Genomic DNA, 24,498 nt, shown 5'->3' with positions numbered 1-24,498 from the left:
TTTTGGTCCAACAGCTTGTGCCGCCGGGATCAGTGCCGAGGGGAGTTGTGCCTCAACGCGATGGAGGCGTCCATACGCGCACGGCGCAGGGTTTCAGACGGCAGTTCTGCGAAATGACGCTTGTAGTCGAGCGAGAACTGACTGAAGTGCCAGAAGCCGTGGCGCACGGCCACGTCGTAAATTCCGTCGCGCGGATCTTGATTGGACTTCAGGTCGCGCCGGACGCGGTTGAGACGGACCGCGCGCCAATAGGGGATCGGACTGGTGCCGAGCACGTCCTGGAAACAGTAGCTGAGCTTGCGGCGGCTCGCGCCGACCGCCTTGCAGATGTCGAGCATCGACACCGGCGTCTCCGCGTCGGCGAGCATCATCGCACAGGCTTGGTCGACGATGCGTTTGCGGTCAGCCGCACTGCGCGTGTCCTTGGCAGGAGCGAGGTTCGGCAGCAGGTCCGCGATTTCGAGCAGCAGGCTGTCCTGCAGCGCCTCGGCTCCTGCAGGGTCATCGGCCAGCGGCGTCCCGTCGCCGAGGGCGGCATCGATGGCGGCGAGCGCGGCGCGCAAGCGCGCGAGCAAGGATGGCGACGCCGACAGCGCGCTCATCCGGTGCTTCAGCCCGCGCGGCAGCTCGATCCCGAGCTGGCATGCGATGTCCTCGATCACCGCTGTCGGCAGCGTGACGCCGCGGAGCTGGAAGCGGCGCGGCGTGCAGATGTCGACATCGGCGTCGAAGGAGATGATCAGCGCATCCTGGGTGATGCTTGTGCCATTGACGTTAACCGGCCCTTCGCCGCCGCAGGGCACGGCCAGGCCGAAGCAGTCCCGTCCGAGCTGGCCGTACTGCCGCACCTGCTGGCTAGTGACCTCGCGAAACACGTCGAGCCGCGACAGCGAGACCTGGGTGAAGCTGCCGCGGAAGGCGCCGGCGCTGATCTGGTCATAGGCCAGCTGCCAGCCGCCGAGCTGCGCGCAGTGCTCGTCGACGTCGGTGCTGTGCGTCTGCACGAGGGCCGGGCGGTCGGCCGGGTTTGGCGGCGTCCTGGTCAAATCAGCGTCCTGGTCAAACCAATGACATCACGGCGGAATTCCCTCCGGTCCGCGCTGCAAGATGCACGCCAGGGCGGCGCGCGCCGGAAGCATACCCACGGATGATCTTGCCCGATTTCGATAACGCTGTCCTGCGCCTGATTGGCAGTCTCGGCTCATTTCCACGTGCCGAGCGAGGACGCGATGCGACCGACCGACATCATGCGCGGCAGCCCTCCGCCGCCGGAGGCGCAGGTCACCAAAGCCAATTGGCGAACCTATCCCGCCATCCGCTGGGGCTTCACTCATGCGCGTGAATTGCTGCCCACCGCAGCGATCCGCCGCGCGTCGCAGCCGACGCCGCTGGTGGAGGCGCAACGCGAGCTGACGAGCCTCGCGTTCTCGACGCCCGACGGTCAGCGCACCACGGTGGCCGAGACCTTGCAGGCCACCGATGCCGATGCGCTGATCGTGATGCATCGCGGCGTCATCCTCACCGAATGGTACGGCGAGGGCATGAGCGAGACCACGCCGCACATGCTGTGCTCGGTGAGCAAGTCGATCTGCGGCACGCTCGGCGGCGTGCTGGCGGCGCGCGGCTTGATCGATCCGGGCGACAAGGTCACCGCCTATCTGCCGGAGCTCGCGGGCACCGCCTATGACGGCTGCACTCTCCGGCATCTGCTCGACATGCAGGTCGGCATCCGCTTCGAGGAGGATTACGACGATCCCAATGGCGACGTGGCGCGTTACCGCCATTCGTCGGGCTGGGACATCGCCCCTCCGGGTGTGCCGGCCGGCGATCAGCGCGGCTTCCTGACGACGCTGCGCCCCAGCGGCAGGCCGCATGGCAAGCTGTTTCACTACGTGTCGCCGAACACCGATGTCTGTGGCTGGGTCTATGAGCGGGCCTGCGGCGCGCCCTATGCGAAGATCCTGTCGGACTATCTGTGGCAGCCGATGGGCGCGGCCGAGGATGCCTCGATCACCCTGGACTCGATGGGAGCAGGGCGCTTCGCCGGCGGCATCTCGGCGACGGCGCGTGATCTCGCGCGCTTCGGCGAGATGATCCGCTGCCGCGGCCTTGTGCAGGGCCGGCAGGTCGTGCCGGGCGCGTGGATCGACGACATCCATGATGCCGGCGACCGGCAGGCCTGGGCCAACGGCGATCTCGCCTTCGTGTTTCCCGACGGGTGCTACCGCAGCAACTGGTACACGGTCGACGTCAAGCGGCGGGACCTCGCCGCGGTCGGCATCCACGGCCAATGGATCTATGTCGATATCGCCAGCGACTCCGTGATCGTCAAGCTCGCCACCCAGGGCAAGGCGATGGACATCGCCCAGGACCATCGCTGGCTCGCCGGCTTCCGCGCCATCACCGCGCATCTCTCCTAATCGAACCGATGGAGTCCAACGTGCAGGACATCACCGCCGCCGCGACCGCCGTGGTTCATCCGCTCGACCCTTTGACATCGGACGAGATCGCGGCCGCCTGCCGCCCGGTGCATGCGGCCGCCGTCTCCGCGGAGCACTGCCGCTTCCCGATCGTGCGGCTGGAGGAGCCAGCCAAGGCCGAGCTGATCGCCTGCGAGCGCGGACAGGCGCTGCCGCGCAGGGCCTTCGTGGTGTCGCTCGACATCGCGAGCGGCGAGTCGGTCGAGCACGTCGTCGATCTCGGCCGCGGCGAGATCGTTGCCCGCAAGGTGGTGCCGAACCGCGAGGCGCCTTACGGCCAGCCGCCGGTCATGCTCGAAGAGTTCTTCCGCTGTGAGGCCGCGGTCAAGGCCGATGCCGGCTGGCGCAAGGCGATGCATCGGCGTGGTCTCACCGACAAGGACATCGAGCTGGTGCAGGTCGATCCATTCTCGTCCGGCTTCTTCGACCTGCCGTTCGAGCGCGGCGCCCGCATCGTCCGCGCCGTCAGCTATTTCCGCGAGCATCCGCAGGACAATGGCTATGCGCATCCGATCGAGGGTGTGGTCGCCGTGGTCGATCTGATCGCCGGCAAGGTGATCGATCTGACCGATCAGGATCCGGTCATCCCGATCCCGCGCAAGAAGCGCAACTACGGTGCGCATGAGGTGACCTCGCCGCGTACCGGCATCAAGCCGCTCGACATCGAGCAGCCGCAGGGGCCGAGCTTCACGGTCGACGGCTGGAAGGTCGATTGGCAGAAATGGAGTTTTCGCGTCGGCTTCACGCCGCGCGAGGGCCTCGTGCTGCATCGGCTGTGCTATCAGGACGGCGAGCGCACCCGCCCGATCATCCATCGCGCCAGCGTCACCGAGATGGTCGTGCCTTACGCCGACCCGACCGCCAACCATTTCTGGAAGTCGGCGTTCGACGCCGGCGAATACGGCCTCGGCATGCTGGCGAATGCGCTGGAGCTCGGCTGCGACTGTCTCGGCAACATCCATTACTTCGACGTGCCCGCCGCCGACAGCAAGGGCGAGCCGTTCGTGATGCAGAACGCGATCTGCATGCACGAGGAGGACTACGGCGTCCTCTGGAAGCACTATGAGTTCCGCAACGGCCTGTTCGAGGTGCGGCGCTCGCGCCGCCTCGTCATCAGCTTCTTCGCCACCGTCGGCAACTACGATTACGGCTTCTACTGGTATCTGTACCAGGACGGCACCATCCAGCTCGAATGCAAGCTGACCGGCATCATCCAGACCGCGGCGGTGGCGCCGGGGGCGACCTATCCGTGGGGCGGCATGGTCGACGACAATCTCGGTGGGCCCACGCATCAGCATTTCTTCAACGCTCGCCTGCACATGGACATCGATGGCGGCGGCAACACCGTCACCGAGCACGAGTTCGTGCCGCGGCCCTGGGGCGGCGACAATCCGCACGGCAACGTGTTCGACACCACGAGCCGGGTGCTGGCGCGCGAGCGCGATGCGGCCCGCCTCGCCAATGGCGAGACCGGACGCTACTGGAAGATCTCCAATCCCAACGCAAAGAACTCAGTGGGTGGCGCGCCGGGCTACAAGCTGATCGTCAATCCCAGTCCGGTGATGCTGGCGCAGGAGGGGAGCTTCGTGCGCAGCCGCGGCGGCTTCGCCACCAAGCATGTCTGGGTCACCGCCTATGATCCGGCGGAGAAATACGCCAGCGGCGACTATCCGAACGTGCATGGCGGCGGCGACGGTCTGCCGCGCTACATCGCGCAGAACCGCAGCATCGAAAACACCGACATCGTGGTCTGGCATTCGTTCGGGCACACTCATGTGTGCAAACCGGAGGATTTCCCGATCATGCCGGTCGAGTATGCCGGCTTCTTGCTGAAGCCCGTCGGCTTCTTCGCCGCGAATGCCGGCTTCGACATTCCAGCGGAGCGGAACGCGAAGAGCGTGCTGAGCGCGGACGGGACGTCCGGCACGGAAGGCGGTAGCTGCTGTCACTGAGCGCGGTCAACGCATGGCGGAGGAGAGATGCATGCCGGGAACAGGTTAGGCGTCAGCGCGCACCAATACGTTGATGTCGCAGCCAGAAACCGGCAAAATCAGCTGCGTCCGCCGTTCCCCATTGCGGCCGGTTGTCACCCGGCATGCTCAGAGAGAACGTCGGCATGGGGGATCCGTTCCCTCACGGCAAACGCTCCCCTCACGAGTCATCGCAAAAGCAAAAGGCCGGGCCCAAGAGCCCGGCCTGTCCGACCATGGCGACCGGATTGCTCCGGCCCTGAGAACGCCATTGCAGACGATTCCGTCGATCAGCCACCATTCAGTTTGGTCGTCAGCGTCGTGAAGATGCCCTCGAGAGTCAGTCCGAGCTTGTTGAGGATGGTGATGATCGCAAGCGCGATGCCGGCACAGATCAAGCCATATTCGATCGCCGTCGCGCCCGATTCATCTTCGTAAAATTTGAGAAGCAATGTCTTCATCGACCCCCTCCGCAATCCGCCGATTCTGGCCCCCGGGTGACATCGGGGAAACTACGGAGTGGAACCTAAGGTAGTGTGAATGTCGTTTCGCCAAGTGTCTCGATCTGCTGAAAATGGCTGAATTGACAGCTGCGGCCGGTTCCGCTGCACGCCGCGGGATCAGGCAGGGACGCCCGCCGCGCGCAGGGCTTCCGCATAGGTTGTGGCCATGGTCTGCACCGGGAACGGGATCCGCGCCAGGAAGCCCGAAACGGTGAGGTCGGGCTCCACGATCAACAGTTGGCGCGCGACGCCGGTGGCCCGGGCGAGGTCACCTGCTCTGACCAGGGCCACGATCAGCACGCGCAGCGCAACGGCGAAGCGGCGGTTCTGGCCGAGCGCCGTCTCGGCCCAGCGGATGGCGCCGCCGAGATCATCCCCCGCAAGCGCGCAGATCGCCATCGCGCCGGCTGCGAACCAGCCGCGCGGATCGCGCGGATTCAGCCGCAGCGCACGTTCGATCATCGCGCGGCCTTCGGCCGGCTGTCCCGCCATCGCGGCGATCCAGCCGCTCATGGTGAGCGCCATTGCCGAGTTCGCATTGATGGCGAGCGAGCGCTTGAACAGCTCGCGCGCAGGCGCGCTCTCATCGGCCATGTTCCAGATCGCGAACGCCGCCATCCACAGCACCTGCGCATCGCCCGGCGCGCGCTCCGTCGCTCGCCAGGCCAGCGCGACGGCGTCAGCGCGATAGTCCTCGTCCGGCTCGCTCCACCTCTGGAAATGCCGGAGTGCCTGACAATAGGCGCGCGCCGCCATCGCCGGCGCATAGTCAGCATCGATCGCGAGCGCGTGGTCCAGGCAGGCGATCGCGGCCTTCAGGCTCTCGGGCGTGAAGGCGTCGCGCAGGCTGGCGGCGCGCAGCAGCAGATCATAGGCGTCGGGACGCGGCTGCGGCGCCGCGCGGCGCCGTGCGCTCTCGGCGAGCTCGAGCGTCGGCTCGATCGCCGCCACCACACTCTCGGTGATGCGGTCCTGCAACGCGAACAGATCGCTCACATCGCCGTCGAACCGGTCGGCCCAGAGATGCGCGCCTGAGCCGGCGTCGATCAGCTGGCCGTTGATGCGCAGCCGCTCGCCCACGCGGCGCACGCTGCCTTCGAGCACATAGCCGACGCCGAGCTCGCGTCCGACCTCGCGGATGTCCACGGCGCGGCCCTTGTAGGTGAATGACGAGTTGCGCGCGATCACCGCGAGGCCGCTGCAGCGGGAGAGCGCCGTGATGATATCCTCGACCATGCCGTCGGCGAAGTAGTCCTGCGCCGGATCTCCGCTCATGTTGGTGAACGGAAGCACGGCGATGGCCGGGCCGTCGAGACGTGGCGTGGTCATGACAGGCGCCGCCATGACGGCGGCCTGCTCGCGAACTTCGGCGATGAAACGGACGCCCTTGCGCGGGAAGGTGCGGATCAGGCGTTGCGCCTCGCCATTGTCGCCGATCGCGCTGCGCGCCGCGCTGATGCGGCTCGCCAGGGTGGCCTCCGAGACGATGCGGCCGCCCCACACCGCATCCAGGATCTCGTCGCGGCTGACGACGTGGTCGCGCGCTTTGATCAGGAACGCGATGAGGTCGAAGACCTGCGGTTCCAACGCGACCGGATCGCCGCCACGGCGCAGCTCGCGGCGATCGGGATCGAGCACGAAATCGTCGAAACGATACACCACATCCGCCCATCGCTGCCGCACGACCAATCTCACCTTCGCGTCAGCTCCGATGCAAAATCAAGCTCGCCTCAAGCAAAAATCAAGCTCGCCTCCAAGCGCGTCGCGCCGGCATCGCGCACAAGGGCCCATCAGTCCCATGGAGACCCGATATGACGAAAATGTTTCATCAGAGCCGCCGCAACTTTCTCGCGATGGCTGGAACCGCAGTCGGGGCGTTCCAGCTCGGTTCCCGTTCCCGAGCGCAGGGTTTCAATGCGTCAGCAAAGTTGCCGGTGATCACGCGGGGCACGGCGACGACACTGGGCCCGCTGAAGCAGGTCACCGCCGGCGAGATCAGCATCGGCTACGCCGAAGCAGGCCCCGCCGATGGTCCGGTCGTCATCCTGCTGCACGGCTGGCCCTACGACATCCACAGCTTCGCCGATGTCGCGCCGGCGCTGGCCGCGTCGGGTCATCGCGTGATCATTCCCCATCTGCGCGGCTATGGCACGACGCGGCTGCTCTCACCCACCGCGCTGCGCAGCGGCCAGCGGGTCGCGGTCGCCGCCGATATCGTCGCTTTGATGGATGCGCTCGGCATCGGGTCCGCCACGCTCGCCGGCTATGATTGGGGCGCGCGCACCGCCAACATCATCGCCGCGCTGTGGCCCGAGCGCTGCAAGGCGATGGTCTCGGTCAGCGGCTATCTGATCGGCAGCCAGCAGGCCGGGCTCAAGCCGCTGCCACCGGCCGCCGAGCTGCAATGGTGGTATCAATTTTACTTCGCCACCGAGCGTGGGCGAGAGGGCTACGACACGAACCGGAAGGATTTCGCGCGATTGATCTGGCAGACGGCCTCGCCGAAATGGGCGTTCGACGATGCGACCTTCGGGCGCAGCGCGGCCGCCTTCGACAACCCCGATCACGTCGATGTCGTCGTGCATAATTATCGCTGGCGGCTCGGCCTCGTGCAGGGCGAGGCCAGATATGACGAGCTCGAGGCGAAGCTCGCGACCTTCCCGAACATCACCGTGCCGACCATCACGATGGAGGGAGACGCCAACGGCGCGCCGCATCCGCCGCCGGCGGCCTACGCGAAGAAGTTCACCGGCCGCTACGAGCATCGCCTGATCACGGGCGGCATCGGTCACAATCTGCCGCAGGAGGCGCCGCAGGCATTCACACAGGCCGTGATCGACGTCATGGCGGGCGCCTGACACGCGCGCCATGGATCGGCCGCAGGCGGGATCATCACCGCCTGCGCTGCAGCCACGTCTCCCGCCGCACCACCCACTGCTCGGAGCGCGCCTCGCCATTGTTGTGCGCGAGATCGATCAGGCCGATGAACTCCGCGCCGGTCTTCTGCTTGACCCGGCGCGAGGCGGCGTTGGTCGCGACGTTGCAAACGATGAACTGATCGAGACCGAGCATGTCGAAGGCGAAGTCGTTCACGGCGGCGATCGCCTCGCTCATCAATCCACCATTCCAATAGGGCTCGGCGAGCCAGAAGCCGCGATGGCCCTTCACCGACTCCAGGCGTGGCCTGAAGTGAATGTTGCCGATCGCCTCGCCGTCGCCGTCGCGCAGCACCAGGACCCATTGATAGATCTCCTCGCCGGCCGCGATCCGATCAAGCTGCAGCCGCACGAAGGTCTCGGCCCCGTCGGCCGGGTAGGGCCACGGCACGGTGGTTGCGAGGTGGCGGATGATGTTCCAATTGTCGAAGTGACGCTGGATCGCGGGCGCGTCGGATAGCGCCAGCGGTCGCAATATCAGCCGCGCGGTATGCAACGTCGGAGCGAACATTCGGTCATCGTGGTGTTAACCGAGTCCCGGGTCAAGCGTCGGGGCAAGCTGCGCCCCCGAGCTCTATGTCGTTGATTTTCCAGACCCCACGTTCTCATTAAGGTTGCCGAGGAGTTTCGTTCCCGCGTCGGAACCGGATACTCCCGCGCCGCACAATTCTGGTGCATTGATCGAACACACGCGAATGCAATGGTGCAGCGTGCATACAACCGCCGCAGGTCACTGCGACGGGTCGGGCTCAAGGTTGCGCCCGAAACGTCCGCCGGCCCTGCCGCAATAACAAACGAATTCGGGTGAACTCGAGTCGAGGTGTCGTGGACATGAAGCGCGGAACGACCGATCTCCAGTTGCGTCGACGGCACGTGGATCAAACCTTCGATCCGCGCACCTGGCGCGAACGGCAGCTCACGCGGGCCACGCCCTTCTACGGCTCAGAGCTGTTTCAACTCGGCTGTCCGCCGCTCGCCTCCTTCATCGCCGCCTTCCTCGGATGCCTGATGACCTTGCATCTGAGCGCATCGGGCTTGTCGCCGCCGGTCGCGTCGGCAATGGCTGCGATGCTGTTGTGTGCGTCGCTGATCCTGACGCGGACGGTCGACCTCGTGCCGAGCACGTTCTTCTCCTCGGCCTATGGTGGCAGCTTCGTCGGCATGACCCCGGTCGTGCTGTTGAACGCGAGCGTCATCCGCGCCGGCCTGCCGCTCGATGCAGCCTTCACTCTGCTGTCGCTGTTCACGGGACTGATGTTCTGCCTCGGCTGCGCGCTCGACATGTGGCTGCGCGGCGGGCTTGCCCGCGGCTATGGCGGACGGCTCGGGGCGCTTGCCGCCGTTGCCTCCTTCCTGTTCGTCGGGCTGGCGCCGATGCTGGGCGCGGAGGGCGAGTTGTTTCCGATCGCACGCCGCCCCATGCCGGAATTGGGGCTCGTGGCAGCCGCGACCACCTTCCTGCTGTGCACGGCGGGCATGCTGGCAACGATGGCGGCGCTGCGCTGGGCTCCAGTTGCGGGATCGCGACGCGCGGTCCGCATCTTCGTGGCCGCCACCGTGGCGTTCGCCGGCCTCGTCCTGCTGCTGCAATTCGTTCCCGCCAACGCCGCCGAGCTCGATGCCTATTACGCCGGCTGCTTCCTCGGCATGTCGTCGCAGCGTCGGCTGCGCAGCCTGCTGCAGGCATTGTCTGCCGCGGTGCTGCTGACCGCGCTGTTGATGATGACCTGTCCGATGCTTCCTGCTGTCGGCGGCAGCCTCGGCTATGTCGCCTTCGTGTCGGTGATCTTCGTCGACGCCGCGGTCCGGCTGTTCATCGAGGCCGGCGAATCGCCGCGCCAGTCCATGATCGCGTGGGGACGGGGGCTCGCCGCCGCGATCGCCGTTCTCGTCGCGCTGCTCTTCAGTGAGCTGTGGTTCGCTCCCCCGCAGATCCAGCCAACCGGCTCGATCGCCAAGACGCAGACGCCGCCTGCGCCTGCCGTGCGGCCGCCTCCACCGATCGCGGAGGCGACGCGCGATGCGGCTCTGTCGGTCGCCGGCGAGCCGCCGACATCAGCCGCTGCGGTGCCCGATCTGCCGATCCAGATCCTGCGTCCCGACGGCGCGCTCTTTGCCGCCCCTCGGTCCGGCGAGATCGTCCCGCGCGCGCCATCGCCTGTGGCAGAGCCGACCCGCCGCGTCGTGCGCTACGGCCAGGCTGCGACCGCGCCGGCTATGCCGGCCAGGCGCAACCAGAACCATGTGGTGCCGCGTCCGGCGGCACGGCCGAAATTCGTGGCACGGCAGGATGTCCAGTCTGCGCCGGAGTGGAGGCCCCTTTCGTCCACATCGGCGGGGCCGTGACGGCGGACTGTAAGCCTTTCTGCGGCGATAACCCGGTGCCGCCACAGGTTCGCACGTGTTTCGCCATGTTTCCGCGTCAACATGCATTACGCGGTGCGTAGCGGGTCTCGTCCGGCATTGGGGGGCGGACGAGGTGCCCGTACGATCCACATGGGGGTGGTTCGTCGATGCAGCAGGCCACTGATGGCGCGGTATGGCGAACGGGCCTGCCGGTGCTTTACGAGCCGCGTCCTCAGCGGCGGCGTTTCGATTTATCCGTCGCGCTCCTCGTGTCCTTCGCCGGCGCGTTTCTCGGCTGTCTCGCGACCCTGCATCTGAGCGCGCTGGGCCTGCCGCCCACGCTCGCCTCGGCGGCGGTGACGGTGGTGCTGTGCGCAGGTCTGATGATTGCGTCTCCCGACAATCTGGCCGCGACCACTTTCGCGTCATCGGTCTACGGCGGCAGCTTCAGCGGCATGACGCCGATGGCACAGATCAGCGAGAGCGTCGTTCGCACGGGACTGCCCCCGGAGGCGTCACCTTATCTGCTGTCGATCTTCTGTGGCCTGCTGTTCTGCATGCTCACGGCGGTCGAGATCCAGCGGCGCGTCGTGCTTTTGCAGGGCTATGGTGGTCGGCTGGGCGTGCTGGCCACCATCGGATCGCTGCTGTTCGTCACGCTCGGGCCGTGGGTCGCCGGACAAGGCGAAGCGCTGCATCTGGCGCATCTGAATCAGTTCGACCGGGAACTCGACGACTCGCTCGCGATCCTCGCGGCGTGTCTCGCCGGGACGTTCCTGACGATCTTCATCCAACGGCTTCCACGCGTTGCAGCCGCAGGGCGGGCCTCCCGCACCTTCGCCTCGGCGACCCTGGCCTTCGCCGGCATGGCGATCATGCAGGTGCTGTGGCCCGATCAGCGCTGTTTCGTCGACGCCTATTATGCGGGATGTTTTCTCGGCATGTCCTCGCCGCAACGGCTGTCCGGGCCGCTGCAGCCGATCGTGGCCGCGCTGACGCTCACGGTGGTTCTGGTCCAGGCATCGACGGTTCTGCCGATGGTCGGCGGCAGCCTCGGCCTCGCTGCTTTCATTGCCGCGGCCGGTGTCGACATCGCCTGGCGAGCGGCTTGCGCGCTGCCGGTCTCGGCCGAATCCATGAAGCTCGGCCTCGGCCGTGGATTTGCCGTCGCCCTGACGGTGGCAGGTTGTCTGATGCCGGGCCATGTCTTTCACAAGATGGCCGACGATACGACCGGCGTCCTGCGCGAAGCTGCTCCGGTTGTGGCTCCCGTCCTTGCAGCGTTGCCTGAAGAACCGGTGGTGGAAGCAGCCCCGCCCGACGTGGCTCCGCCAGAGGCAGCTCCGCGGGAGGCCGCATCGCTCGTGCCCGTTGCTCCTGTCGATGAATCCGTTGCCGGGCTCGCCACGGGTACGACGGCTTGGCCCGCCGTGCCGGACGTCTCCGTCCGTGTGGAGGCGCCTTCCGAGGCCCAAGCGCCGGCTTCAGCGCCCCGCGCCGAACTGCCGCGGACGCAGCAGCGCACGAGCCGGACGGGCTCGCGATCGCCGTCTGGTCCCGCCGGTCTGGGACCCTGGGGCATCATCCGCTCCGCGGACCCGGCGCGGACGGTAGCGGCGGCTGCGCGACCTGCGCGTGCCAAGCCCAGCCCGGTTCGTGGCGTCGAGGGGGCCCCGGCTGCGGCAGCTCCAGCCGCGCGACCGCAGGCTCAGAGTTCGGCCAAGAGGCCGGCGCGGCCTTCCGCCGCAGCCGCCAGCGAGTAAGCCCCTGACGGCTCGGCCGAGATTGAATCGCTAGTCATTCGCAACGGCCGCTGGCCAGCGCTCCCCTCGTGCAAACCCATGTCGTGCCGCAGCCCATGGCGCGGCCCTGGATTGTGGCGCGCAGGAGGTGCTGCCCGCACCGGTGTGGCGGTCCGAACCGTAGGCATCGGCAGGTCCATAACCGCGAACGGACCGGGGCGTTAGACGAACGATCGTGCCCTTTCGTTGATTCCGCACTGCTTTTCGCGATTCTGTTGTAGGCGAGGGATCTGCACCTTTTAGTGCGTACAGCAGCCGGCTACTTCCGGCCTGCAGAAATTTGCGGGCATCGTCGCGGCGGGTTTGCGGCATGGAGGCCGCGCCCGGCAGGTCGGAGCTGAGTGTGTGCTCGCGCCTGACTGCTGCTGACAACGAGATCGCCCCGGGCATGCAGCGAGGTGTTCACCGCCTCCAGCCTGCCGCGAGTGGCCGCAAGGGGTGAAGAGCAAATGGCTGATTCGCGTGCGGGTGATGCGCAGAACCCCGCGGCTTTCGATCCGCTGGTGTGGCGCGAAGGTCTGCCGCCGTTGTCCGAGCCGGGTCCTCACGCCTGGCCGCGCTTCGGACTCTCTATCGTCCCTGTGGCCTCGTTTGCCGGCGCATTTCTCGGCTGCATGGCGACGCTGCAACTGACGACCTACGGTCTGCCGTCGCCGCTCGCCTCGGCCGCGGTGACGCTGCTGCTGTGTGCCGGCCTGATCATCGCGCCGACCAGAAACCTGGAAGCGACGACGTTCTCCTCCTCGGTCTATGGCGGCAGCTTCAGCGGAATGACGCCGGTCGGGATCGTCGTCGCGAGCGTGGCCCAGGCCGGTCTGCCGGACGAGGCGTCATTCTTCCTGCTGTCGGCCTTTTGCGGACTGTTGTTCGCCATCCTGACTTTGACTGAAGTCCGGCTGCGCGTGGTGCTGCTGCAAGGCTATGGCGGGCGCCTCGGTGTGCTCGCGGCGATCGCATCGCTGCTGTTCCTGTGTCTGATGCCGTTGCTCGGTAATGGCAGCGACATGCTGCGGCTGGCGCATCTGGATCATTTCGACAAGGGTCTGGAGGCCTCGCTCGCGATCTTCGCAACGTGCCTGGCCGGCACGGCGCTGACCCTGGTGATGCTGCGGCTGCCGACCGTTGCCGGGGCCGGCCGGGCCGGGCGTACATTCGTTTCGGCGGTGATCGCTTTCACGGGCATGGCGGTCCTGCAGGCGCTTCTGCCTGACGAGCGCTGCCTCATCGACGCCTATTACGCCGGATGTTTTCTCGGCATGTCCTCGCCGCAGCGGCTCTCCGGCCGGTTCGCACCGGTCGTCGCCGCGGCGACGCTGACGGTCCTGCTGGTTCAGGCCGCGACGGTGCTGCCGCTGGTTGGCGGCAGCCTGGGCTTTGCGGCCTTCGTCACCGTGGCCGTGCTTGACCTGCTGAGCCGCGCAGCCCTCGGTCTCAGCCCGAGCCGGCATGGGGCCGCGACGCTCGTGCTCAGAAGCCTGACCCTTGTGGCTGCCATTGCCGCGCTGCTGTTGCCGACCGAACTGTTCCGGGAGGAGATCGATCTCGCGCCGACAGGCTCCATCGCGCAGCAGGACTCTCCGCTGCCGCTCGCAACTCCGTCCGACGTGCCTGCGCCCGAGCCCGCCCCCAATCCTCCCGCATCGGTGGCTGCAAGCGTTCCAAGCGACCGCGCCCCGGCGAGTGCCACGCCGAAGCCCGACATTGCGCCTCCGATGGTGCAGCCGGCGCGCAGCGCCGCGCAACCGGCCAAGCCGCGCCGGCGTGCTGCCGCGTCCACAGCCGCCGCGCCGCCGACCTCCCCTGTCGAGCCCGCGCCGCCGCAGCGGACTACGCGTGCCGTCCAGCGTCCGGCGCCGGCTGGGGCCGGCACCGTCGGAGTGAATACATCCGCGAGCGTCCCGACCGTGTCGACCCGGCGCGCAGCCGCGCGCCCGCCGGGTGTTTCGTCATCGTCGCAAGCGCCGCGGCGAGAGGGGCTGCGCGCGCAGGAAGCCGCGGCGGCACCCGCGGCGGAGCGATGAGCCGGCGGATCAGCCGAACTTGCGCCGCGCGTCGAGCGCGAGCCCGAGGCCGACGCTGCCGAGCAGGTCGGTCTCGGCGATGCGCGCGTCCGGAAACAGCGCGAGCACCGCCTGGCGCAGTGCCGGCACCATGCTCGAGCCGCCGGTGAGGAAGATCGTGTTGATCGCGGCGGCCTCGACCTTGGCATCGCCGAGCAAGGTCGTGACGGTGCGCACGACGCGCTCGACGGAATCGGCGATGGCGCGATCGAAATCCTTGCGCGTGAACTTGATGCGCGCCCAGTCGTCCTTTTCCGACAGCACCGAGGTCAGCGACTTCGCCGATGTCAGCGCGATCTTCGCCTGCTCGACGCCGATCGCCAGCGTATGGCCGCGATGCTCCTCCACCACCTTGATGAAGCGGTCGACGAGGTCGCGCCGCTCGGCCTCGTAGCGGATCTGGCGCAGCTCGTGAACGACGCCCTTCTTGTAGAGCTGGTTGATGCGATGCCAGGTGGCGAGCTCGTGATAATAGGCCGTCGGCAGCTCGCGCTTGCCGTCGGCGGTCAGGCTGCCATAGCCGAGATGCGGCATGACGCTCTTCAGGCTCAGCAGCCGGTCGAAATCGGTGCCGCCGATGTGGATGCCGCCATTGGCCAGGATGTCGCCTTCGCGATCGGCCTTGCCGCGCCGCTCCGGCGAGACGCGGACGATCGAGAAGTCGGAGGTGCCGCCGCCGATGTCGACGATCAGCACGAGCTCCTCGCTGTTCACCTGCTGCTCGTAGTCGAGGGCGGCGGCGATCGGCTCGTATTGGAATGCGATGTGCTTGAAGCCCTGCTCGCGCGCGATGCCTTCGAGCGCGCTCTGCGCCTCGGCGTCGGCGGCATCGTCCTTGTCGACGAAGCGCACGGGACGGCCCAGCACGACCTGGTCGACGTCGTCGCCGAGGCGCGCCTCGATCTGCGACTTCAGATGCGCGAAGAAGAAGCCGAGAATGCCCGAGAAGGGAACGGCCTTCTGCCGGATATAGGTCTTCTCGTGGATCAGCGCGGTGCCGAGAATGCTCTTCAGCGCGCGCATGAAGCGGCCGTCATGCCCAGTCAGATAGCGCTCGATCGCCGCGCGCCCGAACTGCACGCCGTGATGCTCGAAATCGAAGAACATTGCGCTCGGCAACGTCCGCTGCTCGCCCTCCAGCGGGATGAGCTGCGCAGAGGCGGGATCGCTGAGGCCAACGGTGGTATTCGAAGTGCCGAAGTCGATGCCGCAATAGGCCGCTGCCGCCATGCTCGTCTCGTTTCCGTCCGGGGGCGGTCCGCTTAGCCGTTTCGCAGTGCAATGTCATGTGCGAATGTGAGGCATGATGGGTATGAGGATGTCGCACATGGCGCATGGCTGCTCGGTCGCGCAGCTGAACTCGAATGCGCAATCAAAAGGCAACGTTGCAAGACAATGGGGACCTGTCGCGACAAACGGTCCTGTCAGTTAGTTACTCCGTCATGCCGGGACAAGCCGGGCCATGACGGCGTGGAGAGAGGCGGACGCAAAGTCCGATCGTCGATGTGGCGGCCAGGGAGATTCACTCCCCAGCCTCTCGTTGATCACCCCGCCGGCCTGAACGTCAGTCCCTTGAAGCGCAGGCCGGCGGCGCCGCGTTCGACGCGGCCATGCGCGGCCTGCACCAGCCGGACCTCGCCGGCTTCGGCGACGCGCGCACGGCCATCGAGCAGGGCGGCGAGGCGGGCGATCGCCAGAGCCTTGTTGCCATGCTGCGAGCGGCCGTCGCGGGCGATCGCGGTGAGGCCGCTCGGCAGGTGGACGGCGCGCACCGCGCTCTCGGTCTTGTTCTGGTGCTGGCCGCCGGGGCCGCCGGCGCGGAAGCTCTCGAAGCGGACATCACTGGTCGACAGCATCGGCAGCTGCGCGGGCAGCGGCAGATCGACGATCCCGACGAACCAGTTCTTGCGGCCGTGATGTGGCCGCAACGGACTGCGGCACACCCAGAGCAGCGAGCCCCGGGTCCAGCGTTGCGCGATCGCGTCGGCGCCCGTTCCGTCCAGCACGGCGATCGCGCTGGCCGGTCCGTGGCGGTCGGCGTCGCTTGGCGCGATCGCGCAGTCGCAGTCCGCCGCCGCGGCTTCGTCCGCGAGACGCGCGAGCGCATGTGCGACCGCGATCCGGCATTCCGCCGGACCGCGTCCCGAGGTGAGGAGCAGCCGTCTCATCGGCGCTCCTCCTTCGGCCGCCGCTCGGTGGCGATCTTCTTCACCGTCACCAGCGGCCGGAAGCTGGCGACGACGCGCGCGAGCCCGAACGCCTCAAGATCGGCGATCACGCCCGAGATCGGCTTGTAGGCCTCTGGCGCCTCCTCGGCGAGCAGCGCGCGGTCCTCGCAGATCACGCGGCCGCCGAACGGATTGCGCGACAGCCGCTCGCGATCCGATTTGGTGGCGCCGACCCGGCCGATCATCGACGACCGGTCGAACTTGCGGCCCGCGCCATGCGCAATCGACCACAGCGCCTCCTTCGGCGCCGTGGCGAGCGGCGCGACCAGATAGGACAGCGCGCCGCGCGAGCCCGGCACGACGACGAGGCCCTGGTCGGACGGCGCCGCGCCCTTCCGGTGCAGCACGCCCTCGCCGCGATGGACCACGCAATTATGCGAGCATTCGCACACGGGATCGGCCTCGCAGCGCAACGCTGCTGCGGCCTGCCGCGCGATCACGTCGCGATTCAGCCGTGCCCAGCGCAGCGCATGGTCATGCGCTGCGAGATAGGCCTGGCCGTCAGCGCTGTCAGGTGCGAGCGGCTTCAATCCATCCGCGACATGCCGTTCGAGCAGCGCGTGGCCGAGGCCGCGCGAGCCCGAATGCACCAGCAGATGAGCGCGATCGCGATCGATGCCGCAGGTCGCATCGAACACCTCCTCCACGGCCTGCAGCTCGCAGAAATGATTGCCGCCGCCGATCGTGCCGAGCGAGGCATCGAAGTCGGACGACGCCAACTCATGCGCGGCAAGCTCGCTTGCGATATCGCCGTCATAGGGCTTGGCGATGTCGCGCAGCCGGTCGGCCGCCTTGTCGACGCGGATGCGCCGCGCGGCGAGATCGAGCTGATACAGCGCCATGCCGCAGCCGGCGTCGGCGCCGACAAAGGCCGGGTGGATGTGATCGGCGAGGATGGCGCAGCCGACAGGTCCGAACTTGCCGGGATGCAGATCCGGCAGCCCGGCGACCGCGCGTACGCCGTCGATGTCCGCCACCGTTTCGAGCTGCCGCACGGCGGCGCCCTCGATCCAGGAGCTGGACGAGTAGAAGCCGTGGACCGGCGCACGGCCATCCACGCGATGGGAATTGCCCATGTGGGTACCTTGGAGAGATCAGGAGAGATGTCAGGGACTAACAGCGCGCGGATGCGCGCATGCCCGGCCACACCCCGCCTCACGCGAGGATCAGGCCCGGCGGCTCCTGGTGGAGCAACGGATGATCGCAGTCATCGTGTCTCTCCTCATGCGGCGGAGCGGAATGCTCGACGCCGGCGGCGTACTAATCACATCGCTGGCCGTTTGGCAACGTGCAGGACCCGATCGCATTTCCGGTGTGATGCGCACGACACGGATGCCACATCTGATCCAGGTCGCTCGCTTTTCGCCGTCATTGCGAGCGCAGCGAAGCAAGCCAGAGTCCCGCCCACCGTCCTGGATTGCTTCGCCGCGCTCGCAATGACGCGGTGAGACCGCGCGGCGACAACGGCGCATCCGCCCGCGACCGCATCCCGGACTTAGAACAGCGCGAGGAAATCGCCGAGCAGATACAGGAGCGCGAGCACGATCAGAACGCCCATGAGCATGAAGGAGAGCTGCACAGCGATCGCGCAGCCGCCAAGCGTCGTGGCCATCGCCGCAACCTGCCGCTCCTCGCGGCGCAACTGGCCGACAACGCCGAGGATGATCGCGAGCAGGCCGAGCGAGACCGCGGCAATCGGCAATTGCTGATGCAGCCGGTCGGTCCACGATCTCTCGCGCACCGGCGCCTGGTACTCGACGCCCCTAATCCGCGCCACCAGCCGCTCCTTCACGCGGTGCCCGACATCGACGATGACCTTGTCGATCGGCGGCGGCGGATCGATCGCCGGCAGCACCCAATGCGGCAGCACCGCGGCCATCAGGGCAAACAGCCCGATCACGCAGCCGATGACGCCCAGCCGGCGCGAACGAACGATCGTGTCTGTCATGGCTCATGATCTCCCATGCCGACGTCCGCCAAGCTCACAGCAGGCGATCCACAAGCTGCTCCGCCTCCCAGCCCTCCAGAAAGTCCCGCTGCTGCGTGACCCAGCGGACATTCTCGCTGCCCCACTCGCGCGCGCGGCTGGCCTGCTCGCCCATCAGCCAGATATGCCTGACGATCACGAAGGCATGCGCGGCCTCGTAGTCTGCGGCCGAGATCGGGCGGACCGAGCGATAGCCGTCGACGAAGGCGTGCCATGCGGCATGGAAGCGCCGGCCGAACGACAGTTTCGTCCACAGGAACACCGACAGGTCGTAGGCCAGATAGCCGGGGCCGCCGTCGTCGAAGTCGAAGAACACAGCCGTCCCGTCGGCGCCGATGCGCGCATTAAAGCCGTGGCAGTCGCCGTGACAATGCGTCCACGTCAGGCCGTCCACCGCCGCGATCCGCGCCGCGGTTCGCTGCGCGACCTGCTGCAGAAAGCCGCCATCATCGACGTCGATCAGACGGCAGAGCTGTTGAGCGCGCGTCAGCGGCCGGTGCAGCAGGTGGTCGAGATCCAACTGGTACAGCGGCGCTTCGGGCTGATAGGAGCTTGCTGCATCGTGCAGTCTGGCGAGCGTCACGCCGTTGGCCCGCGCGTCGCTTTGCGATGCGACGTCCGGGGTCCGTCCATCGACGGCGTGAAACAGCACGCCCTCGCGCAGCCCTTCCGCCGCCTCGCCGCGCACGAACAGCGCGCCGTCGCGCGTCGCAACCGCTGCGGCCACCGGCACGTCGCAGCGCGTGAGATGCGCAAGGAAGTCGGTCTCGGTACGGACATCGGCCGGGCCGCGGGCGCGATCATGCGACAGTCGGAAGACGTAGCGTTCGCCGGTCGACGCGGTGATCAGATAGACGTCGTTGAAACCGCGGTTCATCAGCCGGCACGCGAGCGGCTCTGATAGCGCGTAGTGTGTTGCCACCAGGCGGCCGACGCTCTCGGCGCCGTTCGTCGTGTAGATCGGCTCGAAGTCTGGCACGGTGCTTGATCCGGATCGTGGAGATCAGCATCCTAAGCCGCCGCGGCTCTCAGGGAAAGGCGCGACGGGCACGAGCACTCCGCCGTACTAACCCATGCAGGTTGCATCTTGCTGCCCGTCGGGCAAATCGGTCGACGGGCGGCGAGCAATCCGCGTTGATGTCTTCAGTCTCCGGCTCAAGAATATTCCTGTTTCGGTTGTTCGGACTTAATGTTTATCCCCCCCTGCTATCCCGCCTCGTGCGGAGGGACGTGCGCGTCGTCACGCTAAGTGGAGGTGGGGAGTGGTGGCCGCGGACCTGTCAGGCGCCGATGCGCAGGACGACCGACAGCTCGCGGACGGTCAAGCCGTGTGGTCCTGGCGCCCCGAAGCTGGCGTCAAGTCTGCTGCGACAGCGCCTGTCGCGCAGATGACGGGGACAAACAAGCCGGTCCCCGGGGAGCGCGGAGCAGCCGTTCCAACCATCGTGCAGGGAAAGGCCGGGTCGTTTCCGGCTGAACCTGTGGTTCCTGCCCCGTGCATTTTCTCCGCACGGGGGCCACGGGGCCTCGGCCGAGGCGCGGTCTTCCCTGCACCCTCTCATGCCGAGAGGGACATGGTCAGCACAGCTCGGACAGAGTATGTCGCGAGACCTCTTCGCATGCCCTGACCGGATCGCGTGCAGCAAGCGTGGACTAGGCGCTGAGCGACAGCGGCGTGGTGGTCGCCGTCACGTTGCGATGCTGGACCAGCCAGGCGATCGCGTCGTCTTCCTTCATCGGCTTGCCGTACAGCCAGCCCTGGGCGTAGGAGCAGCCGAGCATGCGCAGGCACTCGGCGTCGACCTCGCGCTCGACGCCCTCTGCGATGATGCGATGGCCGAGCGGCAGCGCCACGGCGGTGATGGCGGCGACGAGCTGTTGATCCCTGCGGTTGCCGGCAATGCCGTCGATGAAGGAGCGGTCGATCTTGACGGTGTCGATCTCGACCGCCATCAGGTTGGCGATCGAGGAATGACCGACGCCGAAATCGTCGATCGCCAGCGCGAAGCCGTGCTCGTCGATCAGCTTGAGCTCGTCGGCACACCGCTTGGGATCGAACATCGCCTCCTCGGTGACCTCGATCTCGATCCGCTTGGGATCGACGCCGTAGCGCTCGGTGACGAGCTTCAGCGTCTGCGCCGGCGAGTGGATCGGAAATTCGCGCGGCGAGACGTTGATCGAGACGCGAACACCGCTGGCCTTCTTGCGGTCGAGCGCGCGCAGGAAGGCGCATGCGCGCTCTCCGACGAACTCGGTGAGCTGGCCTGCGAGGCGCAGCCGGATCGCGGCGGAGACGATATCCGGCGGCGGGATCATGCCGGCGCTCGGATGCTTCCAGCGCAGCAGCGCCTCGAAGCCGATGACGTCCTGGGTCGCCATCGCGACCTGCGGCTGAAACTCGACGTGGAGCTCGCGGCGGGCCAGGGCCGCCGGCAGCTCGGCATCGAGGCGGCGCTGCAGGGTGAGCGCGCACTGCATCCTGGCGTCGAACACCCGCAGGCAGGCGCGGCCGTCGTCCTTGGCGCGATACAGTGCGGCATCGGCCCGGGCGGACAGTTCCTCGAGGTCGATGGCGCCGTCCTGCTGCGCCGCGACGCCGATCGAACAGCTGACGATCAGCGGCTGGCCCGCGATCAGCACCGGCCGCAGCAGCGCGCTCATCAGCCGCTCGCCCAGCGCAACAGCGCGGCCGGCGACGTCGGCGCCTTGCAGCACCACGATGAACTCGTCGCCGCCGAGCCGGACCGGAAGCTCGTCGTCGCCGCAGGCTCCGCGCAGCAGCGCCGCCACTGTCTGCAGCACGCGGTCGCCGGCGTCGTGGCCGCGGGTGTCGTTGATGGTCTTGAAATGATCGACGTCGAACAGCAGGAACGCGACGCCCTGTCCGGCGGCGCAGGCTGCGCCGGCAATCGCGCGAAAGTGGCTCCGGTTGGCGAGTCCGGTCAGCGAATCCGTTCGCACCAGCCGCTCGAGCGTCTGGTTGGCTTCGGCCAGGGAGTCTGCAAGCTCGGTGGCCGCCATGGTCGTGCTCTGGCCGGCGATGAAGTTGCGCTCGCCGAGCCGTGCCGCGCGGAACAGCATCACGGTGAGGAACGCGATGTCGGCGGCAACGATACAACCGACGTCGCCGCCGGAGAGCAGCATCCGCAGGATCGTGGCGCCCATCAGCGGCGCGCCGAAGGCGATCGCCATCGGCGAATAAGCGAGGCTCTGGATGATGGCGCCGGTGGTGGCGCCGGCCATGATGAAGACGATGTCGTTGACGTTGTGGGCGTGCGTGAAGACCGGCAGGCCCAGCGGAACGACCGACCACAGCAGTCCGCTGGCCAGCGCCATGATCGTCAGGGCACGCAGCACGCGCTGCGGATCCCGCTCGATCTTGCCGGAGGATTTGAGGTGCGAGACCCATGCGGCCCGCAGCGTGGCGAAGCTCGCGGCGCCGGCCAGCCACCACAGGATCGGCGTGCTGCCCTCGCGCAGATAGATGAGCAGCGCCAGCGAGGTCGCGATGGCGACGTTCGCGAACAGGGTCAGGGCGATGTTCTGCAGCGAGCTCGCCGCCTGGGCTTTGGCGAGCGCCGCCGCCTGGGGGTCGGTGGGAGCGGTCTGCATGCGCGGATGAAACAGCCCTGCTTGATCGGTCATCGAACGCGCCGGTCATCGGCTGCCCGTCACTCGGTCAGCAACCTTGCCGCGCACCGGCCTAAAGGCGAGTTAATTCGCTCGGAATGTCGGTAGCAGGATGTTCCTCGCAGATGCGGGCCGCCGAAACAGGAGGCGACAATCTGATCTGCGACCGGTGCGATGGGCTGTCCCGGGCTTCAGCCGGCATGCGGCCGCAGATCGTCGCGTCCGGCGGATTTCTTGCCGGTGCCGGCGATGCGTGCGGCCATCCGCCTGATCAGGTCGAGGGCGCGCCCGGGGCCGACCGTCTCGCGCAGTTCCTTCTGCACGGCCGCAAGCTCATCCGCCGCCCGTTCGGCCGCCCGCGCGGGTCCGAGCAGCGTGGCGAGCGTCACGGTGCCATGGTCCTGGCCGACATCCTTGCCGATTGCATGGGCATCGCCTGTCAGGTCGAGGAGATCGTCGAATATCTGAAATGCGACGCCGAGCCGCTGGCCCGCGCGGGCGATGCGCAGCAGCGTCTCCGGATCCACCTCCGCGAGGAGCGCGGGGCAGCGGAACGCTGCGACAAACAGCGCGCTGGTCTTGCGTTGATAGCGATGGATCAGATCCTGCTCGGTCGCGTAGTAGGGAGGATAGAGATCGTCATATTGCCCGCCACAAAGGGCCTGCGGGCCGATGGCGTGCGACAGAGTGTCCACGATGGAACTGCGGGAGGCGGGCGAAAGTTGCCGGTCCCTCGCCACGACCTCCATCGCGCGGGCGATCAGGGCGATGCTGCTGAGGATTGCTGTGGCCTCGCCGAACGCGACATGCGTCGCCGGCTGCGACCGTCGCCGCCGCGCGTCGTCCATGCAGGGAAGATCATCGACCACGAGGGAGGCTGCATGAATGGTCTCAATAGCCACAGCCGACGACAAAAGCTGCTCCTCGGGCACGCCGAGGTCCGATCCGAGCGCGAGCACGAGCATGCCGCGGTATCTCTTGCCGCCCGCCAGGACTGCGTGGCTCATGCCCGCCTGCAGCGGGGCCGGAACCGTCGTGCCGAATGCCATGGCCTCGGCAACCGCTTCGCCGATGCGTCCCCGCCAACGATCGAGCTGGGTCTCGAAGGCCGCCGTATCGGTGAGGTCGACGGGTTTGTGCATACTCTGAACCTGCCTTCGAGGTGATCCGGTGACACGTCCAGGCCGTTCCGTTCTGAGGTGAACAGTGCAAGCATGGTGTCTTAACGTGAACGGACGAGATCGGCTTCAGGATCACACGACTCCCGGAGCTTGGCTCGGATCCGAGGTGCGGCATTTTGCTCGGCGCGGTGCACTGTCGGCTCGGCCGGTTATCGCCGCGCGTGAGCGCGCTGCGTTGTCGTCATGAGTCGAGATGCCGACGTCATCGTCATCGGCGGCGGTCTTGCCGGCTGCCTGATCGCCTTGCGGCTCACCGACGCACGGCCGGATCTGCGCGTCGTCATCATCGAAGGCTCGGCCAGCATCGCCGGCAATCACACCTGGAGCTTCTTTGGAACCGATATCTCGTCCGACCAGCACGCCTGGCTCGGACGGCTCGTCGGTCATCGCTGGCCGGGTTATGAGGTGCGCTTCGCCGAACATGCCATCCGTCTGTCGACCGCCTACCTCTCCATGACGTCGACGCGGCTGCGTGCCGAGGTCGAGCAGCGTTTTCCGGAGAGGATCCTGCGCGACGCGACGGCCATCTCCGCAACGGCAGACCATGTCGTGCTGGAGGGCGGCCGCACCTTGCGCGCGCCCTGCGTGATCGATGCGCGCGGCGGCCGGCCGGTGCCGGGGCTCGCTCTCGGGTTTCAGAAGTTCCTCGGGCTCGAGGTGCGGCTGGCCGCGCCGCACGGCCTCGATGTGCCCATCGTGATGGACGCGACGGTCGCGCAGAGCGACGGCTATCGCTTCGTCTACACGCTGCCGCTCGACCCTCAGCGGCTGTTGATCGAGGACACCTACTATAGCGACGGCGGCGAGTTGCCCGAGCAGGTGCTGCATCAGCGCATCGCGCGCTACGCGCTCGCCAAGGGCTGGCAGATCGCCGAGATCATCCGCGCGGAGCAGGGTGTGCTGCCCGTCATTCTGGCGGGCGATCCGTCCGGGCTGGTCAGCAAGCCCGACAGCCCGCCGCGCGTGGGTCTCGCGGCGCTTCTCGTGCATCCGACGACCGGCTATTCGCTGCCGGACGCGGTCCGCGTCGCCGATCTGCTGACGGCGCGGCTTGCGCAACGGGGCGCGCTCTCGAGCGCTGACGCGCGCGAGACGATCGATGGCTACGGCCGGACGATCTGGCGCCGGCGCGGCTACTATCGCTTCCTGAACCGGATGCTGTTCAAGGCCGCCGAGCCCTCCGAGCGTCACCGAATCCTGGCACGATTTTACGGTCTCGATCAGGCCCTGATCGAGCGCTTCTACGCCGCCCGGATCCAGCCGCAGGACAAGCTGCGCGTCTTCATGCATATGCTGATGAAGCCGCCGATCCCGATCTCGTCCGCGCTCGCCTGCCTGCCTGAGGCGAGCGCCTTCAAGACCCCATGAGTCAAGA

18 protein-coding genes are annotated in these 24,498 nt (G+C 67.4%); 7 read left to right on the top strand and 11 right to left on the bottom strand.

The window, feature by feature from the left end; all coding sequences use genetic code 11:
* Window positions 1–29 precede the first annotated feature (29 nt).
* Complete coding sequence (locus tag BRADO_RS30290; protein WP_012030014.1) at window positions 30–1,046, bottom strand: helix-turn-helix domain-containing protein; 1,017 nt, start codon at window positions 1,044–1,046, stop codon at window positions 30–32.
* 183 nt (window positions 1,047–1,229) lie between these two features.
* Between BRADO_RS30290 and BRADO_RS30285 the strand changes: the two genes are divergently transcribed.
* A complete protein-coding gene (locus tag BRADO_RS30285; protein WP_012030013.1) occupies window positions 1,230–2,420 on the top strand; it encodes a serine hydrolase in 1,191 nt (396 codons plus the stop codon).
* A gap of 8 nt (window positions 2,421–2,428) precedes the next feature.
* Complete coding sequence (locus BRADO_RS30280) at window positions 2,429–4,432, top strand: primary-amine oxidase (RefSeq protein WP_012030012.1); 2,004 nt, start codon at window positions 2,429–2,431, stop codon at window positions 4,430–4,432.
* Between the two features lie 308 nt (window positions 4,433–4,740).
* Here BRADO_RS30280 and BRADO_RS30275 read toward each other — a convergent pair whose 3' ends face one another.
* Window positions 4,741–4,911 carry a Flp family type IVb pilin gene (locus BRADO_RS30275; RefSeq protein ID WP_041757159.1) on the bottom strand — a complete coding sequence of 57 codons (171 nt, stop codon included), beginning with the start codon at window positions 4,909–4,911 and terminating at the stop codon, window positions 4,741–4,743.
* 159 nt (window positions 4,912–5,070) lie between these two features.
* On the bottom strand, window positions 5,071–6,615 hold the full coding sequence (locus BRADO_RS30270; RefSeq protein ID WP_041757854.1) for a winged helix-turn-helix domain-containing protein: 1,545 nt from the start codon (window positions 6,613–6,615) through the stop codon (window positions 5,071–5,073).
* A gap of 149 nt (window positions 6,616–6,764) precedes the next feature.
* Between BRADO_RS30270 and BRADO_RS30265 the strand changes: the two genes are divergently transcribed.
* Window positions 6,765–7,811 (top strand): alpha/beta fold hydrolase, encoded by a 1,047-nt coding sequence (locus BRADO_RS30265; RefSeq protein WP_041757158.1) that lies wholly within the window; start codon window positions 6,765–6,767, stop codon window positions 7,809–7,811.
* A 34-nt stretch (window positions 7,812–7,845) separates the two neighbouring features.
* Here the strand turns inward: BRADO_RS30265 and BRADO_RS30260 are convergent, their stop codons facing one another.
* Window positions 7,846–8,400, bottom strand: a complete 555-nt coding sequence (locus BRADO_RS30260) for a GNAT family N-acetyltransferase (RefSeq protein ID WP_041757157.1) — start codon at window positions 8,398–8,400, stop codon at window positions 7,846–7,848.
* A 362-nt stretch (window positions 8,401–8,762) separates the two neighbouring features.
* Between BRADO_RS30260 and BRADO_RS30255 the strand changes: the two genes are divergently transcribed.
* The 3 genes from BRADO_RS30255 (at window position 8,763) to BRADO_RS30245 (ending at window position 14,058) form a co-directional block, all read left to right on the top strand.
* Entirely contained in the window at window positions 8,763–10,235 is a 1,473-nt protein-coding gene (locus tag BRADO_RS30255; protein WP_244422926.1) for a hypothetical protein, read from the top strand.
* 167 nt (window positions 10,236–10,402) lie between these two features.
* Window positions 10,403–11,998 (top strand): hypothetical protein, encoded by a 1,596-nt coding sequence (locus BRADO_RS30250; RefSeq protein ID WP_012030007.1) that lies wholly within the window; start codon window positions 10,403–10,405, stop codon window positions 11,996–11,998.
* A gap of 488 nt (window positions 11,999–12,486) precedes the next feature.
* Window positions 12,487–14,058: a hypothetical protein gene (locus BRADO_RS30245; protein ID WP_041757155.1), complete on the top strand. Its 1,572-nt coding sequence runs from the start codon at window positions 12,487–12,489 to the stop codon at window positions 14,056–14,058.
* Window positions 14,059–14,067: 9 nt separating this feature from the next.
* Here BRADO_RS30245 and BRADO_RS30240 read toward each other — a convergent pair whose 3' ends face one another.
* From BRADO_RS30240 to BRADO_RS30210, 7 genes are all read right to left on the bottom strand, one after another.
* Window positions 14,068–15,327, bottom strand: coding sequence for an Hsp70 family protein (locus BRADO_RS30240; protein WP_012030005.1), 1,260 nt, complete (start codon window positions 15,325–15,327; stop codon window positions 14,068–14,070).
* 314 nt (window positions 15,328–15,641) lie between these two features.
* Window positions 15,642–16,265, bottom strand: a complete 624-nt coding sequence (gene prfH, locus BRADO_RS30235) for a peptide chain release factor H (protein ID WP_012030004.1) — start codon at window positions 16,263–16,265, stop codon at window positions 15,642–15,644.
* Entirely contained in the window at window positions 16,262–17,401 is a 1,140-nt protein-coding gene (locus tag BRADO_RS30230; RefSeq protein ID WP_012030003.1) for an RNA ligase RtcB family protein, read from the bottom strand. The genes prfH and BRADO_RS30230 overlap by 4 nt, the downstream gene beginning before the upstream one ends.
* 419 nt (window positions 17,402–17,820) lie before the next feature.
* A complete protein-coding gene (locus tag BRADO_RS30225) occupies window positions 17,821–18,273 on the bottom strand; it encodes a hypothetical protein (protein WP_041757154.1) in 453 nt (150 codons plus the stop codon).
* 34 nt (window positions 18,274–18,307) lie between these two features.
* A complete protein-coding gene (locus BRADO_RS30220) occupies window positions 18,308–19,291 on the bottom strand; it encodes a phosphotransferase enzyme family protein (protein WP_012030001.1) in 984 nt (327 codons plus the stop codon).
* Window positions 19,292–19,965: 674 nt separating this feature from the next.
* Entirely contained in the window at window positions 19,966–21,924 is a 1,959-nt protein-coding gene (locus BRADO_RS30215) for a bifunctional diguanylate cyclase/phosphodiesterase (protein ID WP_012030000.1), read from the bottom strand.
* 209 nt (window positions 21,925–22,133) lie between these two features.
* Window positions 22,134–23,084, bottom strand: a complete 951-nt coding sequence (locus tag BRADO_RS30210; RefSeq protein WP_012029999.1) for a polyprenyl synthetase family protein — start codon at window positions 23,082–23,084, stop codon at window positions 22,134–22,136.
* A gap of 222 nt (window positions 23,085–23,306) precedes the next feature.
* On the opposite strand from BRADO_RS30210, the gene crtY reads away from it, so the two are divergent.
* Complete coding sequence (crtY, locus tag BRADO_RS30205; RefSeq protein WP_012029998.1) at window positions 23,307–24,491, top strand: lycopene beta-cyclase CrtY; 1,185 nt, start codon at window positions 23,307–23,309, stop codon at window positions 24,489–24,491.
* The last annotated feature ends 7 nt before the right edge of the window (window positions 24,492–24,498 follow it).

It is taken from the genome of Bradyrhizobium sp. ORS 278, assembly GCF_000026145.1.
Taxonomy (GTDB): domain Bacteria; phylum Pseudomonadota; class Alphaproteobacteria; order Rhizobiales; family Xanthobacteraceae; genus Bradyrhizobium.
This window is presented reverse-complemented; position numbering and strand designations above follow the sequence as displayed.

What these genes read in the sequence shown, in the direction of transcription:
- BRADO_RS30285 (WP_012030013.1), top strand. Translation starts at nt 1,230, where the DNA reads ATGCGACCGACCGACATCATGCGCGGCAGCCCTCCGCCGCCGGAGGCG.
- BRADO_RS30280 (WP_012030012.1), top strand. Translation starts at nt 2,429, where the DNA reads ATGGAGTCCAACGTGCAGGACATCACCGCCGCCGCGACCGCCGTGGTT.
- BRADO_RS30275 (WP_041757159.1), bottom strand. Translation starts at nt 4,911, where the DNA reads ATGAAGACATTGCTTCTCAAATTTTACGAAGATGAATCGGGCGCGACG.
- BRADO_RS30265 (WP_041757158.1), top strand. Translation starts at nt 6,765, where the DNA reads ATGACGAAAATGTTTCATCAGAGCCGCCGCAACTTTCTCGCGATGGCT.
- BRADO_RS30260 (WP_041757157.1), bottom strand. Translation starts at nt 8,400, where the DNA reads ATGTTCGCTCCGACGTTGCATACCGCGCGGCTGATATTGCGACCGCTG.
- BRADO_RS30250 (WP_012030007.1), top strand. Translation starts at nt 10,403, where the DNA reads ATGCAGCAGGCCACTGATGGCGCGGTATGGCGAACGGGCCTGCCGGTG.
- BRADO_RS30245 (WP_041757155.1), top strand. Translation starts at nt 12,487, where the DNA reads ATGGCTGATTCGCGTGCGGGTGATGCGCAGAACCCCGCGGCTTTCGAT.
- BRADO_RS30240 (WP_012030005.1), bottom strand. Translation starts at nt 15,327, where the DNA reads ATGGCGGCAGCGGCCTATTGCGGCATCGACTTCGGCACTTCGAATACC.
- prfH (WP_012030004.1), bottom strand. Translation starts at nt 16,265, where the DNA reads ATGAGACGGCTGCTCCTCACCTCGGGACGCGGTCCGGCGGAATGCCGG.
- BRADO_RS30230 (WP_012030003.1), bottom strand. Translation starts at nt 17,401, where the DNA reads ATGGGCAATTCCCATCGCGTGGATGGCCGTGCGCCGGTCCACGGCTTC.
- BRADO_RS30225 (WP_041757154.1), bottom strand. Translation starts at nt 18,273, where the DNA reads ATGACAGACACGATCGTTCGTTCGCGCCGGCTGGGCGTCATCGGCTGC.
- BRADO_RS30215 (WP_012030000.1), bottom strand. Translation starts at nt 21,924, where the DNA reads ATGCAGACCGCTCCCACCGACCCCCAGGCGGCGGCGCTCGCCAAAGCC.
- BRADO_RS30210 (WP_012029999.1), bottom strand. Translation starts at nt 23,084, where the DNA reads ATGCACAAACCCGTCGACCTCACCGATACGGCGGCCTTCGAGACCCAG.
- crtY (WP_012029998.1), top strand. Translation starts at nt 23,307, where the DNA reads ATGAGTCGAGATGCCGACGTCATCGTCATCGGCGGCGGTCTTGCCGGC.